We start from the raw sequence: 24,172 nt of genomic DNA on the forward strand, positions 1-24,172 counted from the left end.
TTAAATCCCCTCCCTACGTGTCGCGACTTTATCGGCATTTAGACTATCAATGACAGATTACTAAAAAATATGTAAATGGTCATAATGAATAAATTCGGGCTTGCCCTTTTGGCCCAGAAATTCTTTCAATTTTTTCGCGTCATAGCGGGCAATGCCAATGCCGACTTTCATATGCTCGAATAAAATTTCGACTAAATCCCCTTTCCTGAATTCGCCAATACAACTTTCAATCCCTACAGGCAGCAGGCTAATCACTCGACTATTGTCTTTAAAAATCTCAAATAAGCCCTTATTAATGCATATCGCCCCATGCGGCTTTTCCGCATTGTAAGCGATCCATCGTTTTATGTTGGACGCATTTTTTCGTGGTAAAACCCTGGTGCCGATAGTTTCGCCTGCCAGAATTTTTAAAAGAATATTTGGCTCATCCATACTGGCAATGTGCGTGGCGATACCCAGTTTTGACATTTGCGTGCAGTGGACAACTTACCAGCCATTCCCCCGCGCCCCATCGTGCTTTTGAGACTGGAAACTCTTGGCCAATCATTGTCGTTTTTAATTTCAGAAATAAGACACGCCTCAGGACTGTCCGGATGATGACTAAAAACACCTGCAATATTACTCAGAATAATCAATTTATCAGCATTTACCTGTGCGGCAATTAATCCGGCTAATTCATCATTATCGGTAAACATTAATTCCTGAATCGCTACACTGTCATTCTCATTAATGATGGGAATAATATTGCGGTGATTTAACAATTCTCTGATTAACCGGGCAATATTTAAATAATGCTGACGGGTCTGGAAATCCTGTTTGGTTAACAGCAGCTGTGCTGTAAGTAGTTGATGTTTGCCAAAAAGAGAAGAGTAGGTTTTCATCAGTTCAGGCTGACCAACCGATGCCAGTACCTGTTTTTCAGCAATGGAATGCCCGTATTGGCGGGCCAGATAATCTTTACTTATTTTTCGCCCCGCGCCAACTGCGCCGGAACTGACCAGGATGACATGATTTTCCTGCTCCTGCAGGTGAACAATTTGTTCAACCAGATGCAGAATGACAGGCTCGTTGGGCGTTCCATCGTTTGTCAGAATGCTTTGTGTACCAACCTTAACTACAATAATCATTTAAAATCCAGGGAGCAATATACCTGCTATTGCATCTCATCAAATCGCTGCTTAACGGCATCAATATTGTTCACTGCCTGGAGAATGACATCGTTGAATTGTTCTAACTGCTCTTTATTCTGCTGCTGAAAACTTTCCTTTGTCACGCCTTCCTCCAACACCATCGATACCAATCCCCTGATACTCTCCCGCGCCTTATCAATTTCACTCAGAAGTGTTTGGAGAGGAAGCACCAGCGCATCACCTTCCGCTATAACAGCAAGTTTTTGCTGAACTTCCACAGCCATGCTCTCTAATTTGCTATCGAGATTGACGATATTGAGCTGTGCGTCGCTATCCATTAGATTTAAAAACAATTCGGGTTCCTGCTGTTCATCGTTTACCATACCTGCTCCAGATTACCTAAGGATTGCTTCACTTGTCGAGCCTATAATTAAATTTTATTATTTTTTCTTATATCGTAGATGAATTTCTTACTCTTCACAAATAATGCTATCATGCCCTTTTTTTAAGCATTAAGAAAAATATGTTGCTTGATGGATTATTTATTATCGGTATTGGAATTGAAGCCATTACTGGCGCTCTGTCAGCGGGCCGCAAGAAAATGGATTTTTTTGGTGTGATTGTTATCGCCTGTATCACCGCCTTAGGCGGCGGCACGGTCAGAGACGTACTCTTTGACACCTATCCACTCACCTGGGTCACCCATCCTGAATACCTTCTTTTTACTGCAGCATGCGCGGTTATGACCATTTTTATCGCGAATCCCTTACTCAAAATTATGAAAATATTTTTAATCCTCGATGCCCTGGGATTATCCACTTTTGTTATTATTGGAACACAGAAAATTTTAGCCAGCGGTTTCCCACCCCTGGTAGCGGTCATTGGCGGTATGTTAACAGGAGTCAGCGGGGGGATGCTTCGGGATATTTTATGCAATGATATTCCACTGGTATTAAGAAAAGAACTCTATGCCATGATTGCGCTGGCTGGGGGTTTGCTTTTCATTGGTCTGGAGCATTTTAAGGTGCCCGTCAATATCAATATTGTGACTACCTTTATGAGCATATTTACTGCCCGCTTACTGGCTATTTTTTATCACATCGAAATGCCTAAGTTTGAAATAATGGGGACAAGAAGAAAAGGGAACTAAGAGGCCGGGCTTTGCAGCCCAGCTCCATTATTATTCTTCACGTATACCGTGAATAATGACTTCTTCCACCGGCACGTCTGAGTGACCCATTTTATTGCCCGTTTTCACCTTGGCAATTTCATCAACAACATCCATGCCCTCTACCACTTCACCAAATACGCAGTAACCAAAACCCTGGGCATTTTCCGCTTTAAAATCAAGAAAGCCATTATCGACCACATTAATGAAGAACTGTGCGGTGGCGGAATGGGGATCCATTGTTCTTGCCATCGCGATGGTACCGCGCTTGTTAAGCTTCGCTGTTTTCGCTTCATTCTTGACCGGGCTGTTAGTCTTTTTTTGTTGCATATCAGCGGTTAATCCGCCACCCTGAATCATAAAGCCTGGGATAACGCGGTGAAAAATGGTGTCGTTGTAAAAACCACTGTTTACATAATTTTTAAAGTTTTCCACCGTCTCAGGGGTTGTATCTGCGTGTAACTGCAAGTGAATATCACCCTTGGATGTGTTGATAATAATCATGAAATCTCCTGTTGAAATAATTTTAATTGCGAGTTTCGTTAAGAATCAGATTTCGCATTTGCGTGCAAACTTCGTGCATGACATGCACATTATGAATGCTGGCCAGTGCGGTGAAAACATTGGATTTCTGTTTAAACAAATGATGCAGATAAGCTCGTGAATGCGTTTTGCAGGTATAGCAAAGGCAATCTTCCATGATCGGAGCCAGATCATTGGCAAAGCAGGATTTTTTGATTTGCAGCCGATGATTATCATACTCACTGGCAAAACGCAGCCAATGGCCATCTTTAACAATTTTACCAGAGTATAAGGCTCCATGTCTTGCATTACGGGTGGGGGCTACGCAATCGAACATATCGATTCCTTCCGCTACTACATCGAGCAAATCCTGGGGCGACATGCCAACCCCCATTGTATAGCGGGGTTTATGTTCCGGGAGATATTCTCTCACCCACTGGATGATCTCGACTGTTTTCTTCATATCGAAACCCACGGTTTCACCACCAATAGCGATACCGTCCAAATCCATACTGGCTACAAACCTTGCACTTTCAGAGCGCAGCTCCTGGAAAATACCGCCTTGAATGATCCCGAAAAGCGCCTGTCTGGCACCGTAGCGCGAAGCAGGATATTGCTGGTGATAATCAATGGACTGCAAAAGCCAGCGATGTGTCCTTTCCATAATATGGCGTACTTCTTCAAAGCTGGATGCATCAGGTGTGCATTGGTCAAAGGCCATGATGATATCCGCGCCAATTATTTTCTGGGTTTCCAGGGACATTTCCGGTGTCATATGAATCAGACGGGAATCCCCCGGCAATTGAAAATGAGCACCCTCTTCATCAATACTACAGATTTCCTTGTTTTTGGAAAGGCTAAAAACCTGAAAGCCGCCGCTGTCTGTCAGCATCGGGCCATCCCAACCCATAAACGGATGCATGCCGCCCGCCTGTTCAATAACTTCCATACCCGGAGCACAAAGCATATGATAGGTGTTACCGCCTAAAATAATCTGGCTGCCTGCTTCTTTCAGCTCTAAAGGCATCATGTTATTAACGCCTGCGCGAGTGCCTACCGGCATGAATACCGGGCTTATAAATTCCCCATGAGGAGTGGACACGCGAACAATACGCGCATTGTTGCGGGAATATCTGGCAATTACTTCACAATTAAATGTTGACATGAAAACTATCTAACCTGTTATATCAATTCCCAATAGCGCATTTCAATGGAATAAACACTATTTCAATTTAAATTCCAATTTGCCGACATTATACGTCAATCGTTGGGAATTTATGCAAGTCTGATTTTATAATGACTTTTCATTCAGATAATAAATAATCATTGATCCGATAATAATGAATAAAAAATATAGAGCAGACCAGGCTGGCATTGATAAGCCCAGCCATTGCCAGTTCACTTCAGCACAATCACCCGATCCCCAGAACAGGGCGTGCATCACATCTTTCAGTGGGAAATATTTCACCATCACATCAAGCCCGGGCAAACAGGCCGGAACCTGATCAGCAGGCAAAGACTGAAGCCATAATTGCCGGCCTGCAAAAAAAAGCCCGGCGCCGGCAAATACAATCTGCAGCAATTGCATTTTCTGCACTCGCAAAATGGCCTTGATAAATAACATAGCAATACCGATGCAAACTATAATGAGCACGCAAATCCGCTGCATAATACAAAGTGGGCAAGGCTCCATACCTTTTATATATTGAAAGTACAGAGAAGCACCAAAAACGAGCAGGCTAACCAATAGCAATACATATTGAAGCTGTTTAGGGTTTATCAGTTTCATGATGGCGGCAACATATATTGAATGGCTTCTTTCATATCCTGTTCTGTACAGGACTGGCATGTGCCCTTAGGCGGCATTGCATTAAGACCTTTGATAGCAGAGGCAGTCAAGCCGTCGATTCCCTTGCTTAAACGAGGTTTCCAATCGGCGGCGTCATGCAGTTTGGGAGCCCCGGCAACACCTGCCTGATGACATACTGAACAGAATTGTTCAAACGTCTCCTGGCCTGGCTTTTTGGCAGCCGCTTTTTCTACCGCCGGTGCCGTTTTCTGAGTTGAGGCACTCCCCGCATCCTCCTCAATATCCACACTGCCTACCGGCTTAATCCGTTCCTCAATCTGCTGACGATCGAAATCCTCGAGAGCCCAGCTTATCGGGCAAACCGTGAATAATAATATCCACAACACATAAGGCATGCTGATTCCTTTTATACTTAACTTCCAAAATGATAACGCCATATGCCAATGATTTCCAGTTAGGAAACAGGTGAAACTACTGATTAAACCCTTTTCATGTCAGGCATTTTTTATAATAATTAGCCCCTCATTAGCACAGATAAGATTAAATTTGATACAATCTCCTCATTAACGCGTTATTGTACATTTAGGTTAGCAGTCATGAAGTCATACTTAGTCGCAGCATTTTACAAATTTGTTTCTATACCCAACCATGAAACCCTAAGAGAACCTTTGTTGGATAAAATGGTGGAACATGGCATTAAGGGCACAATCATTCTCGCCCACGAGGGCATTAATGGTACATTCGCAGGATTGGAGAATGAGGTAGAGGCATTCATTGAACATTTGAGAAGCTATTCCGGCTTTGATGATCTTCACTTTAAAAAAAGCTATGACGAGACTAATCCCTTCGACAAGTCCAAAGTTAAATTACGCAAGGAAATTGTATCCTTCGGAATTGACGATATCGATGCAGCCACTCAAGCGGGTATTTACGTAAAACCTGAGGAGTGGAACCAGCTGATTCAGGATCCTGAAGTACTTACTATTGATACGCGAAATGACTATGAAGTCAGTCTTGGCAGTTTTAAAGGCGCAATCAATCCAAAGACCTTAAACTTCAGAGATTTTCCTGAATACGTGCAGAATAATCTGATGCAGGACAAGCACAAAAAAATAGCCATGTTTTGTACTGGCGGTATCCGTTGTGAGAAATCAACCGCTTATCTTAAGAAGCTGGGCTTTGAACAGGTTTATCATCTGGAAGGCGGCATCCTCAATTATCTTGAAACCATCCAGGAAAATTCCTTATGGGAAGGCAGTTGTTTCGTGTTTGACAATCGCGTTGCGGTCAATGCAGACCTCGAACCTTTGGAAGAAGGTACAGTAGATCTTGAATGGAAAAATAAATGCCGGCAACAGGCATTGGAAGGGGAAGAATAATTTCCCAGATTTTTCAACCTGCCGCTGAAGCATTCTAAAAACTTTACTACCTTATTCCCACCAATCCCGCTTTGCGCGGGACTGACATCTATACCCACCGAGTTCTTAATATTTCATTAAGGAAACCTCTCTAAAATTACCTGACTTCCATGCTTTGAGGTATCTCATGTATTCTGATTCTTTTCCTAAACTTCGCCAAAAGTATAATTTCGATAATTTTGAAGAAATCTTTGAGGCGCTCGAAACTCATTTTCATGGGCTTTTCAACCTCCCGGTTTTGGAAGAAGAAATCAAACATAAACGAAAAGGAAGTTATACAGAATTATTTGACAAAATCATCTCTCAGCTCAACTCCAGAAAACTCTTTACTATTGGCGAAATCAGCCAGACCATTTCAGAAATTCTTCAATCAGATCAATCCGTGAGGAAGTGTTTTCTGGAAAAAATGGTTTTTGTGCCTCCTTTTGAAGGAAAGCCCTCTCTACAACCAGGCTTTTTGGAGAAAACCGCTACCGGACAACTAAAACCAGCGGAGCCCGTCACCTACCTGGATATGCTGCGATTAACTGAACACATTAAACACCGAGCCGCTCATAAAGGCAGGCATTTCGAGTTCAATGTATTCAATCTTTTGAATATTCAGTCCGAAAACGCACAGGCAATCAAATTACGTAATAATGCGCTCATCGTCAATTTTAATCGAGATCCCAAAGGCCTTGCTAAATGGGGTGTTGTTGATCTGCGCAATAAAATGAATCCTCAGATTTATTGTGAAACTCCTCTTCTTGAAGAAGAGAAGAAGGAGCTGGAAAAACGACTGGCCATTGAATTTCAGGAAGTGAGTGCGAGAAAAGCAGTCAATCTCATTTCAACGGGCTATACTGCAATTGCATGGCTGGATCAGAATATCAGTAAGACCTGGCTTTTTGACGTATCCTCCGATTTCAATTTTTTATTAGGATGCTATGTATTTACCCAGTTTCGTGGAGATGATGACGTAAAAGGGGTGCAATACAGCTGTCATGAGCAGGAATATGAGCGCTTTTGTACCGAAGAATTTAAAAAATTAAATAAAACGCTTCAAAAAGAAATTCCTCATGGGAAATGGCATGGCTACCTCCCCATAAAACTAGCGGCCATTTCCGCATTACCTAATGTTGCTGGCAAACCCATCACTCCCAACAGTCTGGTCGATGTCATTCGCATTTTTGGCGAAAATCAATATGGAAGAAATGAATTCGATGCGCATTGGGAGCCTGCCTATCGCTCAAATATTCCCGGTTTAGTTCCAGCCATGACTCGATTTGGCTACCCTCCTGTTCTCAGAATTGAAAACGAATTGACTACATTGGTTGTACCTGACCACATTGATCAATACTCTTTTCAGCAAGAGCATAAAAAAGCTTGCCGCGAAACCGAAACCAATGACGTTTTTTTTAATTACATGGGGCTTAATAGAAGCACACAGATTATTCCTCAAAGAGATATAGCAACTGCGATGGTACTCAATACCTTTCGCGGTCAGTCGAAGCAGCCAAAACTGAAAATTCACTTGCCAGCGAAGTTTAATCTGAATCTGGAAGAATCCTTACTCATCAAGAAACAAGTACAGGATAATGCACACATCACTGAGTTGGTAATTAATGAAGCAAATAACTCACTGAGTCAATTGCGAGAGGAGTTATTACCAGTTCTTGGCCGTAACCGCTGGCTTAAGGAATCCGGATATTTACCGCCAATGGTCGACAACTACTGGCAACGGGTCGCACGTTTCTGGTTACTGCATCTGAATGAAGCAGATGATCTGGCTGCCAATAAAAAAGAGCATAAAATATTCAAGCAGTGTATTGAAGACATGGGCGTCAAAGGACTATCCGAAGTGCTGTCTTTTTTGAGAGATTCAGATCTCAGTGAAAATCTGCTGAGCATCTATGGCCGCAATCGTCCCTTATTCTATCTCTCCTGCCAGCAGCATGAAGTCAGGGAATATCTTGCCCTGTTATCAGATCATTTACGTAATGGTTATTCCTTTCCCTTTAATCAAATCAGTGCAGCCTACCAGCCAGGCAATGACAAAGCCTATATTGCCTTGCTTGAGCACATTAATGAAAAAGACTGTTTTGAACAAATTAATCTGGCTCAATGTCTGCGTCATAAACGCGAATTCGCGACTTTTTTGAGTGAATTGGCGAGAGCCGCCCAGAGAGGCCGCTGGACCGGACTGATTGTCATTCCCGAACTTGAGGGAGATAAGACCACCACCGAAGAATATCGTGAGCTGCGTTCCCTTTATCGTCAATTGAATAATGTGATTCTTAATAACCGACACCTGAAACAGGGGGCGATGCTTTCATTGCAAATCAGGGAGAATAGTCGTTTCGATCACGCCAAATCAGATAATGCCTTCGCTGAACCCAAAGCCCTCCACCCATCGGCTGAATCAATTAAACTGCACTTTGACGATGCAGATAAAGGCCCCTGGCCTTTGCAGCGAGGCAGCGGTGTGCAATTGCAAATGCAACAGCAGCAGGAAATTCAGCAAAACCGCCAGATACAACAGGAACAACAGCGAATGGGTCTTCAGGTAGTTGAAGAAGTTATTACTGGTGAGCTGGTCACTTATGACAATATCGACCGCTTACTGGGGAAATACTATCAGGACTACATCGCAGAAAATCAATGTGATGTTAAACGTTATGCACCACTTGGTACACCTGAAGAAACTCCTTTGCAGGCGTTTTTCCATACCTGGATTAATGCAGAGCCCAGAGTCAAAGCCCCGCATGTAATATCGGCCATGACTCTCGATGCGGCAAAGGTGATGCTGCGTCATCATACGCGCCTATCTTCTGGTCCCAAAACAAATAACACACCGAAAGGTATCTACACTCAGCGCTCCAAAGATGGTCAGCTGATTCTCTGTTACAATATTGAAATGGGCTATGTCTGCGGCGTACCAACCCCGCTTACAGTTGACTTGCAAGTAACTAAACCCGTTCAGGAGTTTTGGGAAGGAGACTTTCGCCAATTCAATATTGATTATTATCTTGAACACAGGCCCAAACTGGAAACTGCAGATGATTTCCAGCCTCTCGTTCTCTTTGAAGTGTTGCAGCCTGAAAAAGACTATTCCGAAGAATGGAAAACCTTTTCAGTAAAAAATCCTGAAATAGCAGCAATGGTGAGAGACGTTCCCCGTGTCCTTCGACACTGGCAGGTGTTTATTCAAGCCTGGCAATACGGTGGACCTCAGGCCATCACAGCATTTTTCAAAGTAAAAGAGCAGGATCTACTACTAAAACTTCCTCGCGCCTGTGACATTTTATTCTCCCGGCAGCCTGAGTTGGCTGAATGGACCAAAATGTGGGCTAAACGCGGGCAAGCGGATATCAGCACCCTCCGCGCTCTTGGCCAGGTTTATTATCGTAATGGCGAGGAAACGCTTGGCTTGCTGATTGCCAAGTTTCGCCAGATTGAGAACCAGTTAGGAATACAGTTTTTCGATGCATTTCACTCTGAGGTATTAAGTAAAGCTGAAAACTATAACTTCTATATTAGTTCTGCTTTCTTCACTGCCATTGACAGCATGATTGAACATTTGGCTCCCGCCAGAGCCCAGCCGCACAGAGAAGCCTGGCTGGGCTTTTGCAGTAAACATTTAAATCATGTGCCTGCTGAACACACTGAAGTACTATGGAAAGCCTTTGATTATCTGGTCAAAGAACTCGCCAAGATGGATCTTTCTTTATCTGGCGATGAGTTTTCGCAGCTTGAACCGCGAAATATGCTGGTCGAAGTCGATCGAATACTCGATTCTCTGCGCAGCCTTCCTGCCCAGGAGGAAAAAACGCGCTTTTTAAAATCGCTGCATAAAATGGATTTAACCCATGGCGGCGTGCACTATGCTATTCAGCAAGAACACTTCAAATATTTTGATGAGGAGCTTAAGTTATCTCATTTTAAACATGGAAAGCCAACTTACGCCCCGGAATTATCTTCAATCTTCAGCTGGACCTCAAATGAGGCAGCCTTGAATATTCGCAGGACGTTAGCGTCACGCGCACAATTCAGCCACGAAGATTACAGTCTCATTAGTGAAAAACTCGCCAATAATGATTTGCTATCGCGCCATCAGCTGCTCTGGCTTCTTTATACCCAATATGACACGCGTCAAATGCCTGCCATCGTTGATCGAGTGCAAAGCCTTCCAGTCCCCTTAGTGACCAGTATTGCCAGCCATTTACATGAAGCTATTTTTCGTTTGGGCCATGCTCAAATCAACATTACGCTCAATACTCTGGATGCAGCCAAGGACATTTTACAAACCCGGCGGGGACAGGCTTTACTGGCAGCTTACCCACATGGAAATTTCCTGGAGGCCCTGGATTTATTGATGGAAGGCGGCAATCAGGCAAAAATGCAGGATTTGCTTAATCTCTTTGAGATTAAACTTGCTTCTAAAGCCAGTTATCCTCAATTTCTGCAACTGGCTGCCTACAAAGCGGCTACCTTATTTGGTGCCTTTACCGAAAAGCAATTACGAGACTTTATACAAGCGACAGAGGGTTTAACTTTAGCCGTAATGAATGAGCTGGATTTGTTATTAAACCATTTATTCTCCGTTAATTTTAATCAGGGTAACCCCCAGGCATTGCATCAGCCGAAAAACTGGGATGATTTTCTCAGGACTATCGGGGAAATGAACAATAGACCGGTCAATCGTACAGCGATTCGTCAGCAGTTTATTAGCAGACTTTCTGATCAGAACATTCTATTTAAATACTCACGCTCAGGAGAGTTTCGCAATCTTGTTGAAGAAGAACGTCCTGCAAAATTAGGCCTGTTCGTCGATCACCAGCATCGTTTGTGGACTTTTCTTAAACACCATATTGTCATTCCCACCCAAGGTGATGCCACAGAAGCTTTACAACCGCTGATTGCTTTTTTTACCAGCTTACAGTTAAACCGCACCTATTTGAATGAGGTGGAGCCTCTGCTGGCCATCCTCGAAAAAACAGCGAAAGATCAGGTATGGAGTGCCAGTTACTTCAGTAAGATTCTGGATGTATTAAAACCTGAAGATGAACAGGTCCCATTTCCATTGGATATGTTGCAGGTTATTCTTACTGACGAACTATTAAAAGCAAAACCAATTGATAATGCGGAAAAAGATTTTCCACAGGATTTGATTATTCCTTTAAAAGGCATTCTGAAGAACACCGTTTTCAGCCGACCACAGCAAACAGCGCTATGCCAGCTAGCTCTGCATGAATATCAGTACGCGCGCACTACCAGCCTGCTGACCGAAGCCATCAATCTTTTATCCTCCGAGCAGCATGCTGCCAGTCGTGATTCAGCTTTGCAAATATTGAATAGCAGCCTTAATAAAGTGAGCATGGAAAATCGTTTTGCCAAACTAAGGCAATTATTGAACCATCCTATGCCCAACCAGTCTGTGAAAGAGGCCTGGCACAAATCTACAGCGCTGTGGCTAAAGGCGATAGCGGCAGATCCTCGTGAAGAAAACCTGTTCAATCAGGTCATGGCAAAATGGGGCGACGAGCGAAGTGCTGAGCGTGCCCTGGTATTTCACATTATCGCCTGGAGTTGTCTGCAACCCGGTTTGCGTGACAAGGAAGTCTATGAATATGAACTGGACCGCAAAGCACCTAAACTCATTGAGCGCTTAAGCAGATTGTCCCTGGATGAGCTGACTGTTCTGGCGGCGACTTATCCCAAACAGCCATCACCTGGTGCGGATGATTTAATACGTTTGCTCAAACGAGCCGATATAAGCCATGATTTTAAAAAGGAATTATCTAACTTTCTTAAAAACCCTCATCCAGAAATACGACCAGACCACAGCCATGTGCCTAAAACGCGCGCAGCTGATTTGCGGCGCATGTTTACTTCAACCCGGGTTACTGACGGAAAGGTCAATCGTCCTTTGACCGCAACGGAAATTGCCAGAATCAGCCTGATGTTTGCTGAATTAAAGCGGCTGGAAACCGGCGAAGCTTTTGTTGAGGGTTGCAACAAGGCGATTGCGGATCTGAGCCGGAATGAATTAGCTGAAGCATTTCATCGCCTGTGTAAGAGCCCTGCGAGCGATAGCCGACAGGTGCAGATATGGGCACTGGAATTTCATGCTCTTGGCTTAACTACCCGCAAATATCCGCACATGGCTCAGCAATTCGCCTTGATTGCCAATGATGTGGCCGTCACCTCATCCAGCCGGGTGCTGCGCTTGGGCACTGGTGAAGGAAAAAGTCATTTCGTGGCCATGCGCGCCGCCAAAAAAGCAGCGCAAGGACAAACTGCCACCGTCTTTACCGCCAAACGCAGTTTGGCTGAGCGGGATTTGGAAGATTACCAGGCCTTTTATGACTACTTAAATATAAGCACTTCGACAATCACTCCCAAATCCAGTCGAGAGAGTTATACCGGGGCTCAGGTTCATTATACAACACTGGGAGATCTATCCCTGTTTCTTGATGAACAAAGCTTCCAGGGCCAACCGATTGATATTGATCCTGATAAATCGGAAGGCTTGGGCGATGAATTCGATGACACTTATTTTGGTCAAGGCCGGAAAATGGCATTTAACTATGCCCGCCCAACCGGACGTACTCCTAAGCAAATGATTTGGTTTTACCGGGCATTAAATGATTTCTATGAAGCGTATAAAGACCGCTTTAAAATAGAAGAAATCACCAGGGAAAGTGTCGAGGCATTATTAGAATTTCTGATTGAAAAAGCGCAGGATGATGAAGAAAAAACTAAATACCTGGTTTTACTGGCGCGTGACGGTTTACAGTTGGTCAGCTGGATTCAATCTGCTCATGAAGCCATGTCGCTGCAGCGTGGCGAAAAATATTCAGTTCTGGAAGACAATGTGCCGATCGGCGGCGCTTCTTATCTGTTAAAAGAAATTGTTCCTCTTACAACCAACAATCATAAAGCGACTGGCTCTACCTTTAGCGCAGGAGTTCATCAGCTAGTAGCAACGAACCTCAACGAAGAAGCGAAAAAACAGAATGAAGCTCAAAACTATCATGTGCTTCCAGAGAGTCATATTATCAGCTCACAAGTCGCCTCGACACTGATACCCCGTTTATGGAAACGCTGGGAAGGCTTCACAGGGACAATTTCCACTTCACAAGCGCAGGCATTGAATCAGGAACATGGAACGCAGGTATTGCATGTATCAACCAATCAAAGCGATTTACGGTACTGGCATAATGCCAGATTTTATCGAAACCAGGAGCAGCGGATTGAGGCCATGTTGCAACAGCTCAGGCTTTGCATGGCAGAAAAGAAATCGGTACTTTTTGCTTGTAAAAACGATAAGAAGGTTCTTGAAATCAAATCCATTCTTAGCGCGCGATTAAGCAAAGAGGAATTGGAAAATCTCCTTTTCTATACCAATGAAGATAAAGAAACCAGCAGCGAAGTGCTTGCCAACAAACAAAGGATGGAAGAATGGAAGGGAGGCAAAAAGCAAAAAGGGATCGCTCTGGTAGCATCAGGCTTTGGCCGTGGTGATAACGTCGGCGTTGAAGCCGTATTTATTTTCGATACCGGCGATGTCAATGATTTATTACAGACCGGTGGTCGTACCGCTCGAAACGGTGAAGAAGGTCAAGTGTTTCAGTTTTATCTCGAAGACGAGCTGCAACAGGAACGCGAGCAGTTATTGCGAATTATTGAGGCCACACCAGGACTCGAACACGGCAAGATCAAAGCGAGTTTACAGGAAGTTCCTGGTAATTCTGAAAATGAAAAACTGTTTGAGCAGGTTATGCTTTTACGTGAATATGTATTTACCTTGCAAAATGCAGCCACACAGGGTTTTCGTACAGGCATCGCTCAATTTTCCGGTTGGGGAATGCACCTGATTTCCACTTTCATTGATCCGGGACAAGCCTCAGATTTTACCAGCATGCTGACTCGCCATCTCAATAGTCTTGAGAAAAAATGGCTGAGTATTTCCGCCTTGAATCACTTAACTTCTTTAGAAAAGATTCGTCTTATCGAAGAGCGAATTGGTGAAGCGGCCAAAGATTTACAGGCGAATTATGAGGAGTTATTGGGCAAAGTGAACATCACTCCCTTCAACTTCACACCGGCTGCGGAAATTACTTTGCTTATTCAGCTGGAACAATTCCAACCCGCTGACAAGAGCACTTATAACATGGCTAATCTGGGTGCAATCCTCTCTGCCCTGCCAGTTGGCACAAAGAGCCATGAGATTCTTAACAGCATTCCCGAACAGCTGGCAATCCTGGCAGCTCAAGCGGATATTTTAGAAAGCTTCACCCATGATGCTCAGGAATTCGTGAGTATTGAGCAGTTCAGTGAACAATTAAAAATCCGCGTACAGCAAATAACAAAGGCCTCCCCAATACATGACCAAATCAAAGCCGGCGGCCTGCTTACTCCCAACGCGGATGATATTTTAAAAGCTGTGTCATCCGAAATCCGCCAGTCATTTGTACGCTTAAGTGGAAAACTACACCCCTCGCTACAACACATCCTAAGCCAGTGGATGACTGGACCTGGTCTTCTGGAAGATAAGGACCGCGTAGGCCGGATCCTGCCTCTGCTCAAATATTTAGGTCAGTTTTCAGAATATGAACAACTGCGCTGGGGTACGCTGTATTTGGAAAACATTGATAATCTGCTTCATGATACTCCGATGACCGATATGTCAGACCGCTTTTCCGGTGGAGCAATGAGTTATGAAGACAATGAAAGCCTCTGGCATTTGGCGCATAGCTTCCCCAATGATGAAGGAAAATTGTTTACTCAACTGAAAGAAGCGACCCAGAGTAACTATGTTCAGCGCATTCGAATGCTGCGTCACTGTGAAGACTTGATGACTCAGCTGCCTGAAGAAGATCGCGAATTATTTCTGCAGCAGTTTGCCAAAGTCATGCAACAGTTTTCTGAGGGCGTTAACTGGGATTCATTTAACACCCTGGTAAAGAAAACCGAACGCTGGTGGAATCTTAATGAAGGTCAATATCGGGCCGAACTGCGAGCCCTGTGGAGCTCCCTTGCCGAAGGCATGACAAACGCAGCACTTCCGGTGATTAGCAGTCTCCTGAACGAGCAAGGAAAAGGCTGGTATCAGTGCTTGCAACTAGCGGTTATCTCACCTGAAATGGCGGCCAATTTGCAAGTTTCTGACCTAAAAGTTTTAAACCAGCTGTGGGTTAGCAAACACCATTTCTCTCCAGAACAGCAGAAACAGTCGGCTAACGTGATCAATCAGATGTTGGCCACCTGGAAATCGGAAGCAAACGTCAGAGACCAGGCGGGGCCGATGCTTAAGAGCTATCAACAATTCCTGGAGGCCGCAGAGCAGCAAGGCCATACCGAACCCGGCAATGCCTCGCTCTGGTATTTATCCAGCCTGCAAAAAATGCCCTCTGTCCAGCAAGAGTTGGATCGCTTTGTTCTCAGACCGCCATTTAAGCTGCAAGATTTGCAGGCGCAGTTTGAGAAACACTCTTTTGACGAAGCCGGAATCGAGATTTTACTTCATAAAGCAAACGAGCAATTGATGAGTCTGGAAGACTTTAGTCTATGCTGCCAATCTTTAGCTGAAATTCGCTGGTCTAAACAAAGAGAAAGTAAAGAAAAGCTAAGACAAGGTCTGCAAACCTATACTCAATTTTTGCACTCCGCAAAAGCTCAGGGTCATTCCAATCTGGCCGCAGGTTCGCAGTGGTATCTGTCAATGCATGAACAAATGCCGATAGCCAGTCAAGAGTTAATCCGCTTTACGAATAATCCCCCTTTCAGCCTGGAAACATTACAGGAAATTCTTGCACAGCATTCATTTAGTGATGCCGGCTTAAAGCATCTGTTGCGCCTGGCTAATCAACAACATATGACTGCCGAGCTGTTCAAAATTTATTGCCAGGTCCTGGGCTCTATCAACTGGTCATCACAGCAGGAATCCAGCGAGCAACTCAAAGAACTCTTGCAGGCATTAGAACAATTCCTGCAAAGAGCAAGGCATGAAAGGCACAGTGATTTGGTAAAAGGCGCTCAGTGGTTTGTCTCGCTATTCTATAAGATGCCTGCTTTAAGCAAAGAATTGCAATCCCATGCAACCAATTGTTTATTCAGTCTCGAAGATTGGCAGACCGCGATGGGAGATCTCTCAATAACCCAAACAGATGTCAGCGCCCTTTTGAGGCTCGCCCGTCACTTAAATCAAAACCTCAGCGACTTCTCGGCTTGCTGTCAATCATTGAACAGCATCAGAAAAATTGTTGAAGAAAGCTCTCTTCTCAATCTTGGCGATAAAAAAGCCTTTGATCAGAGCTTGCAAACATTGCCTGCAAGTTCCTTAGCTATTTTGCTCAAAGCATGGAGCAGCTTCCAGGCCAATATTCAGGCTAATCCAGCCAGTCTGATGCAATCGCTGCATTATGCTAAGAACAGAAACATTAGAGACAGGGAATTAGAGCCTCTTTTAAGGGCATTATTCATGGCGGTGGGCAGCGAACCTAAATCCAGCCAGCAGGAATTGGCTTACATTTTTGAAGGAGTTAATCGTTTTCAGCAAAACAACTCTGTCGAAATTGAAAAACTGAATGCTATTCTGCAAAGCACCAATAAACTGCCTCAAGAACAATATTTGCACGATAATCTGGCGGTCTATCTGAGCGATACTCCTGATGAGCAGCAGGATGCCGTAAAGGATATGGCTGAGTGGTTTTACAAAAAAGCCTCTGACTGCCGTGGTGACGTGGAGTTGATGAAAGAAAATGTTCGACAGGAAAGCTGGTATCAATTTGATAACAAAACTGCCAATCAGACTCGTAACCGCGTGATGTGGCTGCATATGCTAAATCACCAGGCCTTCGTCAATGCCAGACAGAATGAGACCCGACGCATTAATTGGTCCGACAAGAAAAATGAAATGCTTTTGGAAGATGGCCTTAAACACTATACTCAGGAAAGCAGACGGATTTTAGCGCAAAAGCCCTCGAGCAACTTGCGTCTGGTGCGCGACCTCAGTCCGGTGCAGCAGCAAGGCTTATTCCAGATAGCCAATGAATTAGCAATTATCGGCAAACCCAATCTGGATTTAAATGCTCTTCATGGCAAAAAAGAGAGTAAAGCTTTATTAATCGATCTCGAAAAGAACTTGACTCTTCTGGGTAAACAATACAAAGGAGCCTGGTTTAAATCTGAAACGCGTGATCAACAAATCAATTCTTTGCTCGTAAGACTTAATAATAAAGAAGCAGCAAGCTCCAATCGCTACATTGAACTTCTGAATGTTCTTCGCGAAACCCGTAATAACATACTCGATGATGATATCGCGAAAAATCAGCAACGAAGCGGACGTAAACTCAATCAAAGCGGGCATAGCCGCTTGTTAAGTACAATAAACCAGATGGAAGATCAAATTGTACGACACTGGGTACAGGATACTACGGTGCTGCAGGATTTTCAGGCTTATGAAGTTCGTTGCAAAGAAGATATTATCGAGTTGACGGCTAAACTTGAGACAATGGCTAAAGATTATCTTGATGATATTTTTTCCAGAAACGGCTTTATGGACAGAACCTTTTGGAAAACAGCCAATGAAAAGGAAAATCTCAATGTATCAAACCTGAGGAACAAACTTAATCAATTTATCCGAACCCATGAAGGGAACCTGAATGATTTGGGCGGTGAAGAATTAGCCGGCTTAATTCAAATATTAAAAGAAGAGAAATTTTCCAGCCATTTGCAAACGATAGGTCAGGAAATATTAAGCCGGGCCGAGTCTTTAAGTGCCTATCTCATACAACGAAAAGAACAGCCACATCCAGCTCAGGAACTGGATAGAGGTTATGCCGGTTAAATTTTGGATTAGAGTTTAAAGCATATACCCGTCCTTTGCGAAGGCAAGGACAGGCATTGCTTGACTGGCTGCTTTAAAATTACCAAATTCAATCAGGTTAATTCTGGCTCATCTGTCCCATCCCTAGCAGCTTAGCGCTCTTGGTCCCTGAGAGGCCTCCTCACCTTCCTGAATCAACATCTCCTCTGCTCCCAAGTCAGCCATTTTAGCCGGTGGAGGTACATCTTTTCCTGACAAATGGTATTTTTCGGCCACTTTCTGTTTAATGGATAACTGCTCTGGAGTTAATACGTATTCCCCCTTGAAAAAGAGAGCTCTTGTTTCCCTGGTAAATAATGAGTCAGCTGCGGCCATGTCCAGGGAGTAATAACGGGGATCTCGATGACTGCTCGAAGGCTCCTTACTGCTTTCTATAAATTGCGCTCCTTTGGAGGATAACTGAGGAGCGATATCTTCATTAAGGGTCTTTAAGGCATAAAAGGGAGGCGTTTTCCCTTTGGCATTACCCACATTCACCAGCCCTCTATTTTGCTCCAGACAAGCAGTAGCCAATGCCAGGTTCTCTGCTTTCTCTGCCTCATTCAAGCTGCTTCGTCTGGCAGTAATATGTAAAGCAGTATCCCCTGCTTTAATACAGCCCAGGTGATCTTTACCATCATTGACTTTTACAGATTCACTGATTGAACTATATGAGCTGATGCTAGAATATGTTTTCATTCTTACGCTTGGAAAAACAGGCGTTTGGGCCTTCGCTCCTGATTTAATCAGCAGTGTAGCAGTAGAGATATGTTTATTTAATAAGGCTTGTTTAATAGCAAGCTCACCCGCTTGCCCGGTAAAATCAGCCCCTCCTGCTTTCAGTTTTTCAAGCATTGCATTATCGCCCTTCTGAGCGGCGTAGACGATAGCGGTAAATCCTGATGCGTCTGCGATATCAGGATTGGCTCCATGAGTTAACAAAAGCTCCACTTTGCCTAATTGTTTCTGGATAACCGCCTGAATTAAAGCGGTCTTTCCTGAATCGTTTTTAGCATCCATTATCGTATGATTAACCCGACGGCTCTTATCCTCAGCTTCAGGGTTAACTATGGATAAGATAGTGGTTAATTGCGAAGCAGTGATCTTCGTATTGTTTGACGCAGCATGAAGCACTGTTTCCTTGTTCCCGGTTAATTTTTCCAGATGAAGACCTTTTAGCAAACTGCGCAGCTCCTCTTCCGTCAGACTGTCAGCCTGCTTGTGGCTTACAGCCAGAAATGCGGCAGTCTCCCCTCGTTGATTCTGCAAATTTCTGTTGTAGTCGTATCGCATCAACTCCCGCAGGATGCCTAAATCTTCTCTATGTAAAGCATAGTGAACGGGAGTACTCAATCCAGGGAAGGTATGAAGGCCTTTTGATGCAAAAGAAGAAGCTTTTATAGTAGCCTGATTAGTATTGATACCATTCGCCAAGAGCATTTTTACATTTGGGAGGCTTCCAGCAGCAACCGCATAATGCAAAGGGTTTTCACCCTGCGTGTTCAATGCGTTAAGCGTCTCTTTGCTCCAGATCAAGACATTTAAATCCACATCAGCCGCAGTTGCTGCAAAGTGAATAGGCAATTCACCCTGTTTGTTAGCTATTGTGACGGAAGCCTTATGATTTATCAGCGTTTTCGCGGCTTCATAATGATGCCCGCGGGCCGCAAAAAGTAATGCAGTATCCCCAAGGTCTGTCTGAGCATCAACCAAGGCTGCGTCCTTTAACAGCTCATCCATAAGTTTACTATTCCCAACTCTCGCTGCGCGATGAAGTGCAGTTTCTCCCTTGGGATTTTTGTCATGAACAGGCATGACCGTAGCTTGCGAAGCCGCAGGTGCTTTCCGAAACAGACTTAACATAGATATCCTTAACTATTAAAAAACTCATTATCTTTTGAAACATTCGGAATGGCAATCAGGAATGTTATTCAGTTCTTTTTCATTAGGTGTTGCATAAAGCGCTTACGCAGGCATTAGATGCGAAAATGTGCTTGTAGGTGCGTTTATTCTAATTTGACAAGCAGTCAATGCTCTGCCAATCTTATTTTTAATAAATTCTATGGCCTTAAAAAAATCCAACTCCAAATCTCAAAGGGAATTATCATGACCAAAGTCCATGCCTATGCAACCAGAGAAAAATCCAGTCAACTTTCTCCTTTCGAATATGATTTAGGTGAAATTGGTGCAGATCAAGTGGATATTAAAGTGGAATCATGCGGCATTTGCCATTCAGATCTGGCTATGATTGATAATGAATGGGGTTTCAGTAATTATCCGATTGTTCCTGGTCATGAAGTCATAGGCACGGTTAAGACTGTCGGAGATCATGTTAAAAATCTGAAAATCGGACAGCGTGTAGGCCTGGGTTGGTTTAGTGGAAGCTGCATGCATTGCCATCGTTGTCTCAGTGGTGATCATAATCTTTGTGGAACGGCAGAACAAACGATAATCGGACGACACGGTGGATTTGCAGATACGGTGCGTTGTAACTCAGAATGGGCAATCGCATTACCCGGTGCGATTGATGCTAAAAATGCCGGTCCATTATTCTGCGGCGGAATTACTGTATTCAATCCTATTGTGCAATTTGAAGTGCGCCCTACTCATCGCGTAGGCGTTATTGGTATTGGCGGGCTAGGTCATTTGGCATTACAGTTTCTCAACAAATGGGGATGCGAAGTTACAGCCTTTTCGTCTTCACCTGGCAAAGAAGCAGAAGCCAAAGAGATGGGCGCGCATCATGTCGTTAATTCAAAAGATCCAAAAGCAATTGAAGCACTTGCAGGACAGTTTGACTTTATCATGAACACCACTAATGCTAATCTGGATTGGTCAGCCTACATTAATGCGCTTGCTCCACATGGACGCCTTCATACAGTTGGTGTAACCTCCGCGCCTATTCCTGCACAATCAATGCAACTGATTATGACTCAGCGCAGTATCTCAGGCTCCCCTCTCGGCAGCCCCGCTACCATTCAAGACATGCTGCAATTCTGCGCACGACACAACATCATGCCCATGACTGAACACTTTGCAATGAAAGACGTGAATAAAGCCTTGGATCATCTCCGCTCAGGTAAAGCACGATATCGTATTGTTTTGGATAATTAGAGTCTGTTGACATCTGGCCGATGATTAATTCTTCTGCCTTTGATTTATATGTCATGGGTGCAGCATTAGTTCATCAATTGCCACCAGACAGGATATACAAACTTGGTAAAACGAGGTGATGAAGCAACTTCGATGAAGGCAAATACCGAAATTGTATTACCCCTGAAACTTGAGAGTAAAAAGATGATTCTAATAAGGCATTAAGAGACTCATCTGCCAGACATTCGTTTTTTAATACACAATATGCTTAATTACTTAGCCACTTAAAGTCTGATCTGAAATTTTGAGAATTATTTCCATTAGTACTTTGGGGTCTAACCGTAGAATATCCTCATTAGCGATCTTAACACTAAAGTGAAAAGGAAGAGCAGCTAACTCAGGTATAATATCCTGGTCAGCTCCATGGCGAGTGCGAAGTTCATTATTGATGATCTTATAAAATTGAACAAGATCCTCTAACAGAGCGATTCAAAGTTCCATCCATATAAGTTTTACCAGAAAGAGTGTGAGTGAGTTCATGCCATAATACGACCAATTAAATGAATCTGAGGCTTTGAGAGAGGATAACAATGATTATCCTCAATTTTATCATGAAAATGCACAGTCTCTTTACGATTATCCATATTAGTGAATGATAATTTATATACCAAAAACGATCCCGCAGCATAAGCATACCTGCTAGAGATCTCAAGCGTATCTCAGGTTTTGATCTGAGAAAAAACTCTTGCAAACGCAATAAATCAACTTCTTTATTAACTGATGTTTTTTTGATAAATAACTCTGCCCGCTTAACCAAACCAGGAGCCTCATGATTCAACAACGAGACTGCAGTCACACGTGCTTTCAAAGTATCAACCATATCTGCAGGGTGGTATGATTCATCTACAATTTTTTCTTTGAATTCGCTAATAATCAATTCTGGTAATAGTTTCACGGTAAAATCCTACAATAATCTGGGTAATAGTGAACTTTCCACAGAACTAGCAGCAGTTATTCCACCGTAGATAGCTTCTTCTTTATTCATCAAATAAGCCCATAATTTATCACCATATGAAAAATGCCACCATTCTTGTGGATAGTTAACAAATTCCTGTTCATACATGATTTCAAGTAGGATTTTTCGATTTTTTTTTGCCTCATCAGAGATATGCTGCGAGGATGTATGACAAATTTCAGGCGCCACTTGACTCCAATCTTTAATTTCCATACCAAAATCAACTACATGACCAGTTGAATCAATCACCTCCAAATCGACAGCCCCACCCGTACTATGAGGGGGTACGTTAGGATCGCCATTAAAAAATTTTACAGGAGCTATTAATAAACTAGCTTGTTTAAAAAGCTCTTCCTCCGCTTGTACAGAATTTTTCAGTTTTAAAGATTCATAAAATGAATCAAATAGTACTTTTTGAACATTTAAACTGCGCAACCCCTCATAAATTCTAAATTTCCAACCATTGGGCAAATTATTTTGGGCCTGACATAGTTTTTCATAAACAGTTTTCCGTAGCCTTGTGTAATCATTCTTGGTTAGAGGCGTATCAGGAGGAGGACCATAAGCCAACTCGCTTTGCTCTTTTAAATCGATAAGCGGTTCATTATTTTCACAAATGGGAATATTATTAATTTCTTTTTCATTAATATTGAATTGATTAAACACATTTATCTCTAATTCCTATGGCCCTATCATCCATGAATAAACACCTGCTCAAGGGCAACTTTATTAATCCTGAATAATCAAGGTTAATAAATATTGAAAAGGTTCTAGTCGTATGGGCGCCACCAATCTTTGTCATAAGTAATTTTCATAACATAATCCATCGACTCGAAGGGCAAATTGTTCAAATCCAATCGATAATCTCTGTTTTCGGTAAATGCGCTGCTAACTTGCGCCCTATAACGCTCGAGGCTATGCTGAAATTTTTTCGGCTGCCATTTGAATTTTATAGTTTTTGATTGTAAAAACTGCACAAAAATATCCAGTATTCTAAATTCCGGATTGCATTCCTCAAGCCAGAGAATTTGCCTGTCATCATGGGCTTCATTAAAAATATATTGTCCTTCACTATCGCGGATAAAGCTGAAAGAGCCATAAACCAAGCCTAATTTTGACATCAGCAAACGCAATTTCTTTTGTAACTCTTCAGGGGCTTCATAAGGCTCAACTTCAACTTGGCCTTGAGCAATCGTCTGCCAATTTAATGCAGAATTTTCAGGAGAGCGATCTACAAGTTTCGCGGCAACCATAAAATCACCAAAGCAATTAACTACAATCTCATAATCCTTCTTAACTTCCATCTGGTAAATCCCGGGAGTCAATTGCAGAACCTTATTGGGAGGTAATCCCAAAAATCTGACTTGTGATGGATTAGTCATTTTGATTTGCTTTTCTTCATGCCAGCAAGAAGTAGTCAAGGGCTTATAAATGACTCCAGTCTTATCTTCGTTGTGAATGACAAAGTGACGAATCTCCAAAGGATCATTCGAGCATAAGGTGTAGGGTACCAATAGCCCACATTCCTGAGCTAATTTTAATTGTAATAATTTGGAACGTGCTCGATTAGAGGCTTCTTTACTATTCACCCACCAGGCATCATCATTCAAGTTTTCAAACAAAGAATCATAAAACAAGGCATTTTCTTTCAGAGTGAACTCATAATCATCAGCATGCAAAGCCTCCCGTGGAATGAATGTTCTAATTCCGCGCCACCATACCACATCATAGTGATTATTGAGGACCGACTCATAGCAATCCGAACAACGCCACTCATATTCCCCTTTTTTGATATACACTGAGTTGGTCTGCCGAGTGGGGAAATCAGCTGGATAGAGCAATCTCACTTCATGATTAACACGCTCAAGAGCAAACTTCACAAACAAGGTATGGGTATCATTCAAATCGGTGGGAATTAAAAACTTCATTACTTCTTCCTTAAAGCTAATTGTGACAATTTATATAAAATAAAAATGACTGGAGGGAGGAAAAATCATAGTCAACATCTTCTTCTGATTATCCCTGACCCGAGCTTCCAACAAATGACGAAAACTACGCCGATCACAACGCCGAGCCACTTTCATCAACGCTTCATCATCAATCGTTAAAGCCAACTGATACGCCAAAACACGCTCTGGTTGCTCATCCATATTTTTTCTCCTTTA

The 24,172-nt window shown here is 43.1% G+C and carries 16 protein-coding genes; 4 read left to right on the plus strand and 12 right to left on the minus strand.

The genetic code is table 11. From position 1 onward, the window contains the following. Positions 1-60: 60 nt before the first annotated feature. The 3 genes from E1O89_RS15685 to E1O89_RS12770 are packed head-to-tail and all read right to left on the minus strand — an operon-like array spanning position 61 to position 1,513. Positions 61-432 carry a PUA domain-containing protein gene (locus E1O89_RS15685; protein ID WP_262337519.1) on the minus strand — a complete coding sequence of 124 codons (372 nt, stop codon included), beginning with the start codon at positions 430-432 and terminating at the stop codon, positions 61-63. Further along, positions 408-1,127 (minus strand): glutamate 5-kinase, encoded by a 720-nt coding sequence (gene proB, locus E1O89_RS12765; protein WP_262337520.1) that lies wholly within the window; start codon positions 1,125-1,127, stop codon positions 408-410. The genes E1O89_RS15685 and proB overlap by 25 nt, the downstream gene beginning before the upstream one ends. Positions 1,128-1,153: 26 nt before the next feature. After that, a complete protein-coding gene (locus E1O89_RS12770) occupies positions 1,154-1,513 on the minus strand; it encodes a hypothetical protein (protein ID WP_112220528.1) in 360 nt (119 codons plus the stop codon). A gap of 140 nt (positions 1,514-1,653) precedes the next feature. Between E1O89_RS12770 and E1O89_RS12775 the strand changes: the two genes are divergently transcribed. Next, the gene (locus E1O89_RS12775; protein WP_133140474.1) at positions 1,654-2,280 is read left to right on the plus strand and encodes a trimeric intracellular cation channel family protein; all 627 of its coding nucleotides are present in this window, start codon (positions 1,654-1,656) and stop codon (positions 2,278-2,280) included. Positions 2,281-2,310: 30 nt separating this feature from the next. Here the strand turns inward: E1O89_RS12775 and E1O89_RS12780 are convergent, their stop codons facing one another. The 4 genes from E1O89_RS12780 to E1O89_RS12795 all read right to left on the minus strand — a co-directional run bounded on the left by E1O89_RS12780 (position 2,311) and on the right by E1O89_RS12795 (position 5,025). After that, a complete protein-coding gene (locus E1O89_RS12780) occupies positions 2,311-2,802 on the minus strand; it encodes a peptidylprolyl isomerase (RefSeq protein ID WP_133140475.1) in 492 nt (163 codons plus the stop codon). 22 nt (positions 2,803-2,824) lie between these two features. Continuing rightward, positions 2,825-3,985, minus strand: coding sequence for a tRNA guanosine(34) transglycosylase Tgt (tgt, locus tag E1O89_RS12785; protein WP_133140476.1), 1,161 nt, complete (start codon positions 3,983-3,985; stop codon positions 2,825-2,827). Positions 3,986-4,111: 126 nt separating this feature from the next. Then, complete coding sequence (locus E1O89_RS12790; RefSeq protein WP_133140477.1) at positions 4,112-4,609, minus strand: disulfide bond formation protein B; 498 nt, start codon at positions 4,607-4,609, stop codon at positions 4,112-4,114. After that, a complete protein-coding gene (locus E1O89_RS12795; protein ID WP_133140478.1) occupies positions 4,606-5,025 on the minus strand; it encodes a c-type cytochrome in 420 nt (139 codons plus the stop codon). Before E1O89_RS12795 ends, E1O89_RS12790 begins: the two co-directional genes overlap by 4 nt. Before the next feature lie 201 nt (positions 5,026-5,226). Between E1O89_RS12795 and E1O89_RS12800 the strand changes: the two genes are divergently transcribed. After that, complete coding sequence (locus E1O89_RS12800; RefSeq protein WP_133140479.1) at positions 5,227-6,009, plus strand: rhodanese-related sulfurtransferase; 783 nt, start codon at positions 5,227-5,229, stop codon at positions 6,007-6,009. Positions 6,010-6,175: 166 nt separating this feature from the next. Further along, on the plus strand, positions 6,176-17,881 hold the full coding sequence (locus E1O89_RS12805; RefSeq protein ID WP_133140480.1) for a hypothetical protein: 11,706 nt from the start codon (positions 6,176-6,178) through the stop codon (positions 17,879-17,881). Between the two features lie 123 nt (positions 17,882-18,004). Here the strand turns inward: E1O89_RS12805 and E1O89_RS12810 are convergent, their stop codons facing one another. After that, on the minus strand, positions 18,005-19,762 hold the full coding sequence (locus tag E1O89_RS12810; RefSeq protein WP_133140481.1) for an ankyrin repeat domain-containing protein: 1,758 nt from the start codon (positions 19,760-19,762) through the stop codon (positions 18,005-18,007). A gap of 243 nt (positions 19,763-20,005) precedes the next feature. Between E1O89_RS12810 and E1O89_RS12815 the strand changes: the two genes are divergently transcribed. After that, a complete protein-coding gene (locus E1O89_RS12815) occupies positions 20,006-21,013 on the plus strand; it encodes an NAD(P)-dependent alcohol dehydrogenase (protein ID WP_133140482.1) in 1,008 nt (335 codons plus the stop codon). A 535-nt stretch (positions 21,014-21,548) separates the two neighbouring features. Here the strand turns inward: E1O89_RS12815 and E1O89_RS12820 are convergent. The 4 genes from E1O89_RS12820 to E1O89_RS12835 all read right to left on the minus strand — a co-directional run bounded on the left by E1O89_RS12820 (position 21,549) and on the right by E1O89_RS12835 (position 24,157). Next, positions 21,549-21,947: a hypothetical protein gene (locus E1O89_RS12820; protein ID WP_133140483.1), complete on the minus strand. Its 399-nt coding sequence runs from the start codon at positions 21,945-21,947 to the stop codon at positions 21,549-21,551. Between the two features lie 9 nt (positions 21,948-21,956). After that, entirely contained in the window at positions 21,957-22,673 is a 717-nt protein-coding gene (locus E1O89_RS12825) for a M15 family metallopeptidase (protein ID WP_133140484.1), read from the minus strand. Positions 22,674-22,777: 104 nt separating this feature from the next. Next, positions 22,778-23,935, minus strand: coding sequence for a hypothetical protein (locus tag E1O89_RS12830; RefSeq protein WP_133140485.1), 1,158 nt, complete (start codon positions 23,933-23,935; stop codon positions 22,778-22,780). A 30-nt stretch (positions 23,936-23,965) separates the two neighbouring features. Beyond that, positions 23,966-24,157: a hypothetical protein gene (locus E1O89_RS12835; RefSeq protein ID WP_112220541.1), complete on the minus strand. Its 192-nt coding sequence runs from the start codon at positions 24,155-24,157 to the stop codon at positions 23,966-23,968. Positions 24,158-24,172: the final 15 nt, after the last annotated feature.

This window comes from Legionella genomosp. 1, from assembly GCF_900640215.1.
Taxonomy (GTDB): Bacteria; Pseudomonadota; Gammaproteobacteria; order Legionellales; family Legionellaceae; genus Legionella_C; species Legionella_C quinlivanii_A.

Excerpts from the sequence above, each read along its gene's own strand:
- E1O89_RS12790 (WP_133140477.1), bottom strand. The coding sequence starts at position 4,609 with ATGAAACTGATAAACCCTAAACAGCTTCAATATGTATTGCTATTGGTT.
- E1O89_RS15685 (WP_262337519.1), bottom strand. The coding sequence starts at position 432 with ATGGATGAGCCAAATATTCTTTTAAAAATTCTGGCAGGCGAAACTATC.
- E1O89_RS12780 (WP_133140475.1), bottom strand. The coding sequence starts at position 2,802 with ATGATTATTATCAACACATCCAAGGGTGATATTCACTTGCAGTTACAC.
- E1O89_RS12795 (WP_133140478.1), bottom strand. The coding sequence starts at position 5,025 with ATGCCTTATGTGTTGTGGATATTATTATTCACGGTTTGCCCGATAAGC.
- proB (WP_262337520.1), bottom strand. The coding sequence starts at position 1,127 with ATGATTATTGTAGTTAAGGTTGGTACACAAAGCATTCTGACAAACGAT.
- tgt (WP_133140476.1), bottom strand. The coding sequence starts at position 3,985 with ATGTCAACATTTAATTGTGAAGTAATTGCCAGATATTCCCGCAACAAT.
- E1O89_RS12835 (WP_112220541.1), bottom strand. The coding sequence starts at position 24,157 with ATGGATGAGCAACCAGAGCGTGTTTTGGCGTATCAGTTGGCTTTAACG.
- E1O89_RS12815 (WP_133140482.1), top strand. The coding sequence starts at position 20,006 with ATGACCAAAGTCCATGCCTATGCAACCAGAGAAAAATCCAGTCAACTT.
- E1O89_RS12810 (WP_133140481.1), bottom strand. The coding sequence starts at position 19,762 with ATGTTAAGTCTGTTTCGGAAAGCACCTGCGGCTTCGCAAGCTACGGTC.
- E1O89_RS12830 (WP_133140485.1), bottom strand. The coding sequence starts at position 23,935 with ATGAAGTTTTTAATTCCCACCGATTTGAATGATACCCATACCTTGTTT.
- E1O89_RS12775 (WP_133140474.1), top strand. The coding sequence starts at position 1,654 with ATGTTGCTTGATGGATTATTTATTATCGGTATTGGAATTGAAGCCATT.
- E1O89_RS12805 (WP_133140480.1), top strand. The coding sequence starts at position 6,176 with ATGTATTCTGATTCTTTTCCTAAACTTCGCCAAAAGTATAATTTCGAT.
- E1O89_RS12800 (WP_133140479.1), top strand. The coding sequence starts at position 5,227 with ATGAAGTCATACTTAGTCGCAGCATTTTACAAATTTGTTTCTATACCC.
- E1O89_RS12770 (WP_112220528.1), bottom strand. The coding sequence starts at position 1,513 with ATGGTAAACGATGAACAGCAGGAACCCGAATTGTTTTTAAATCTAATG.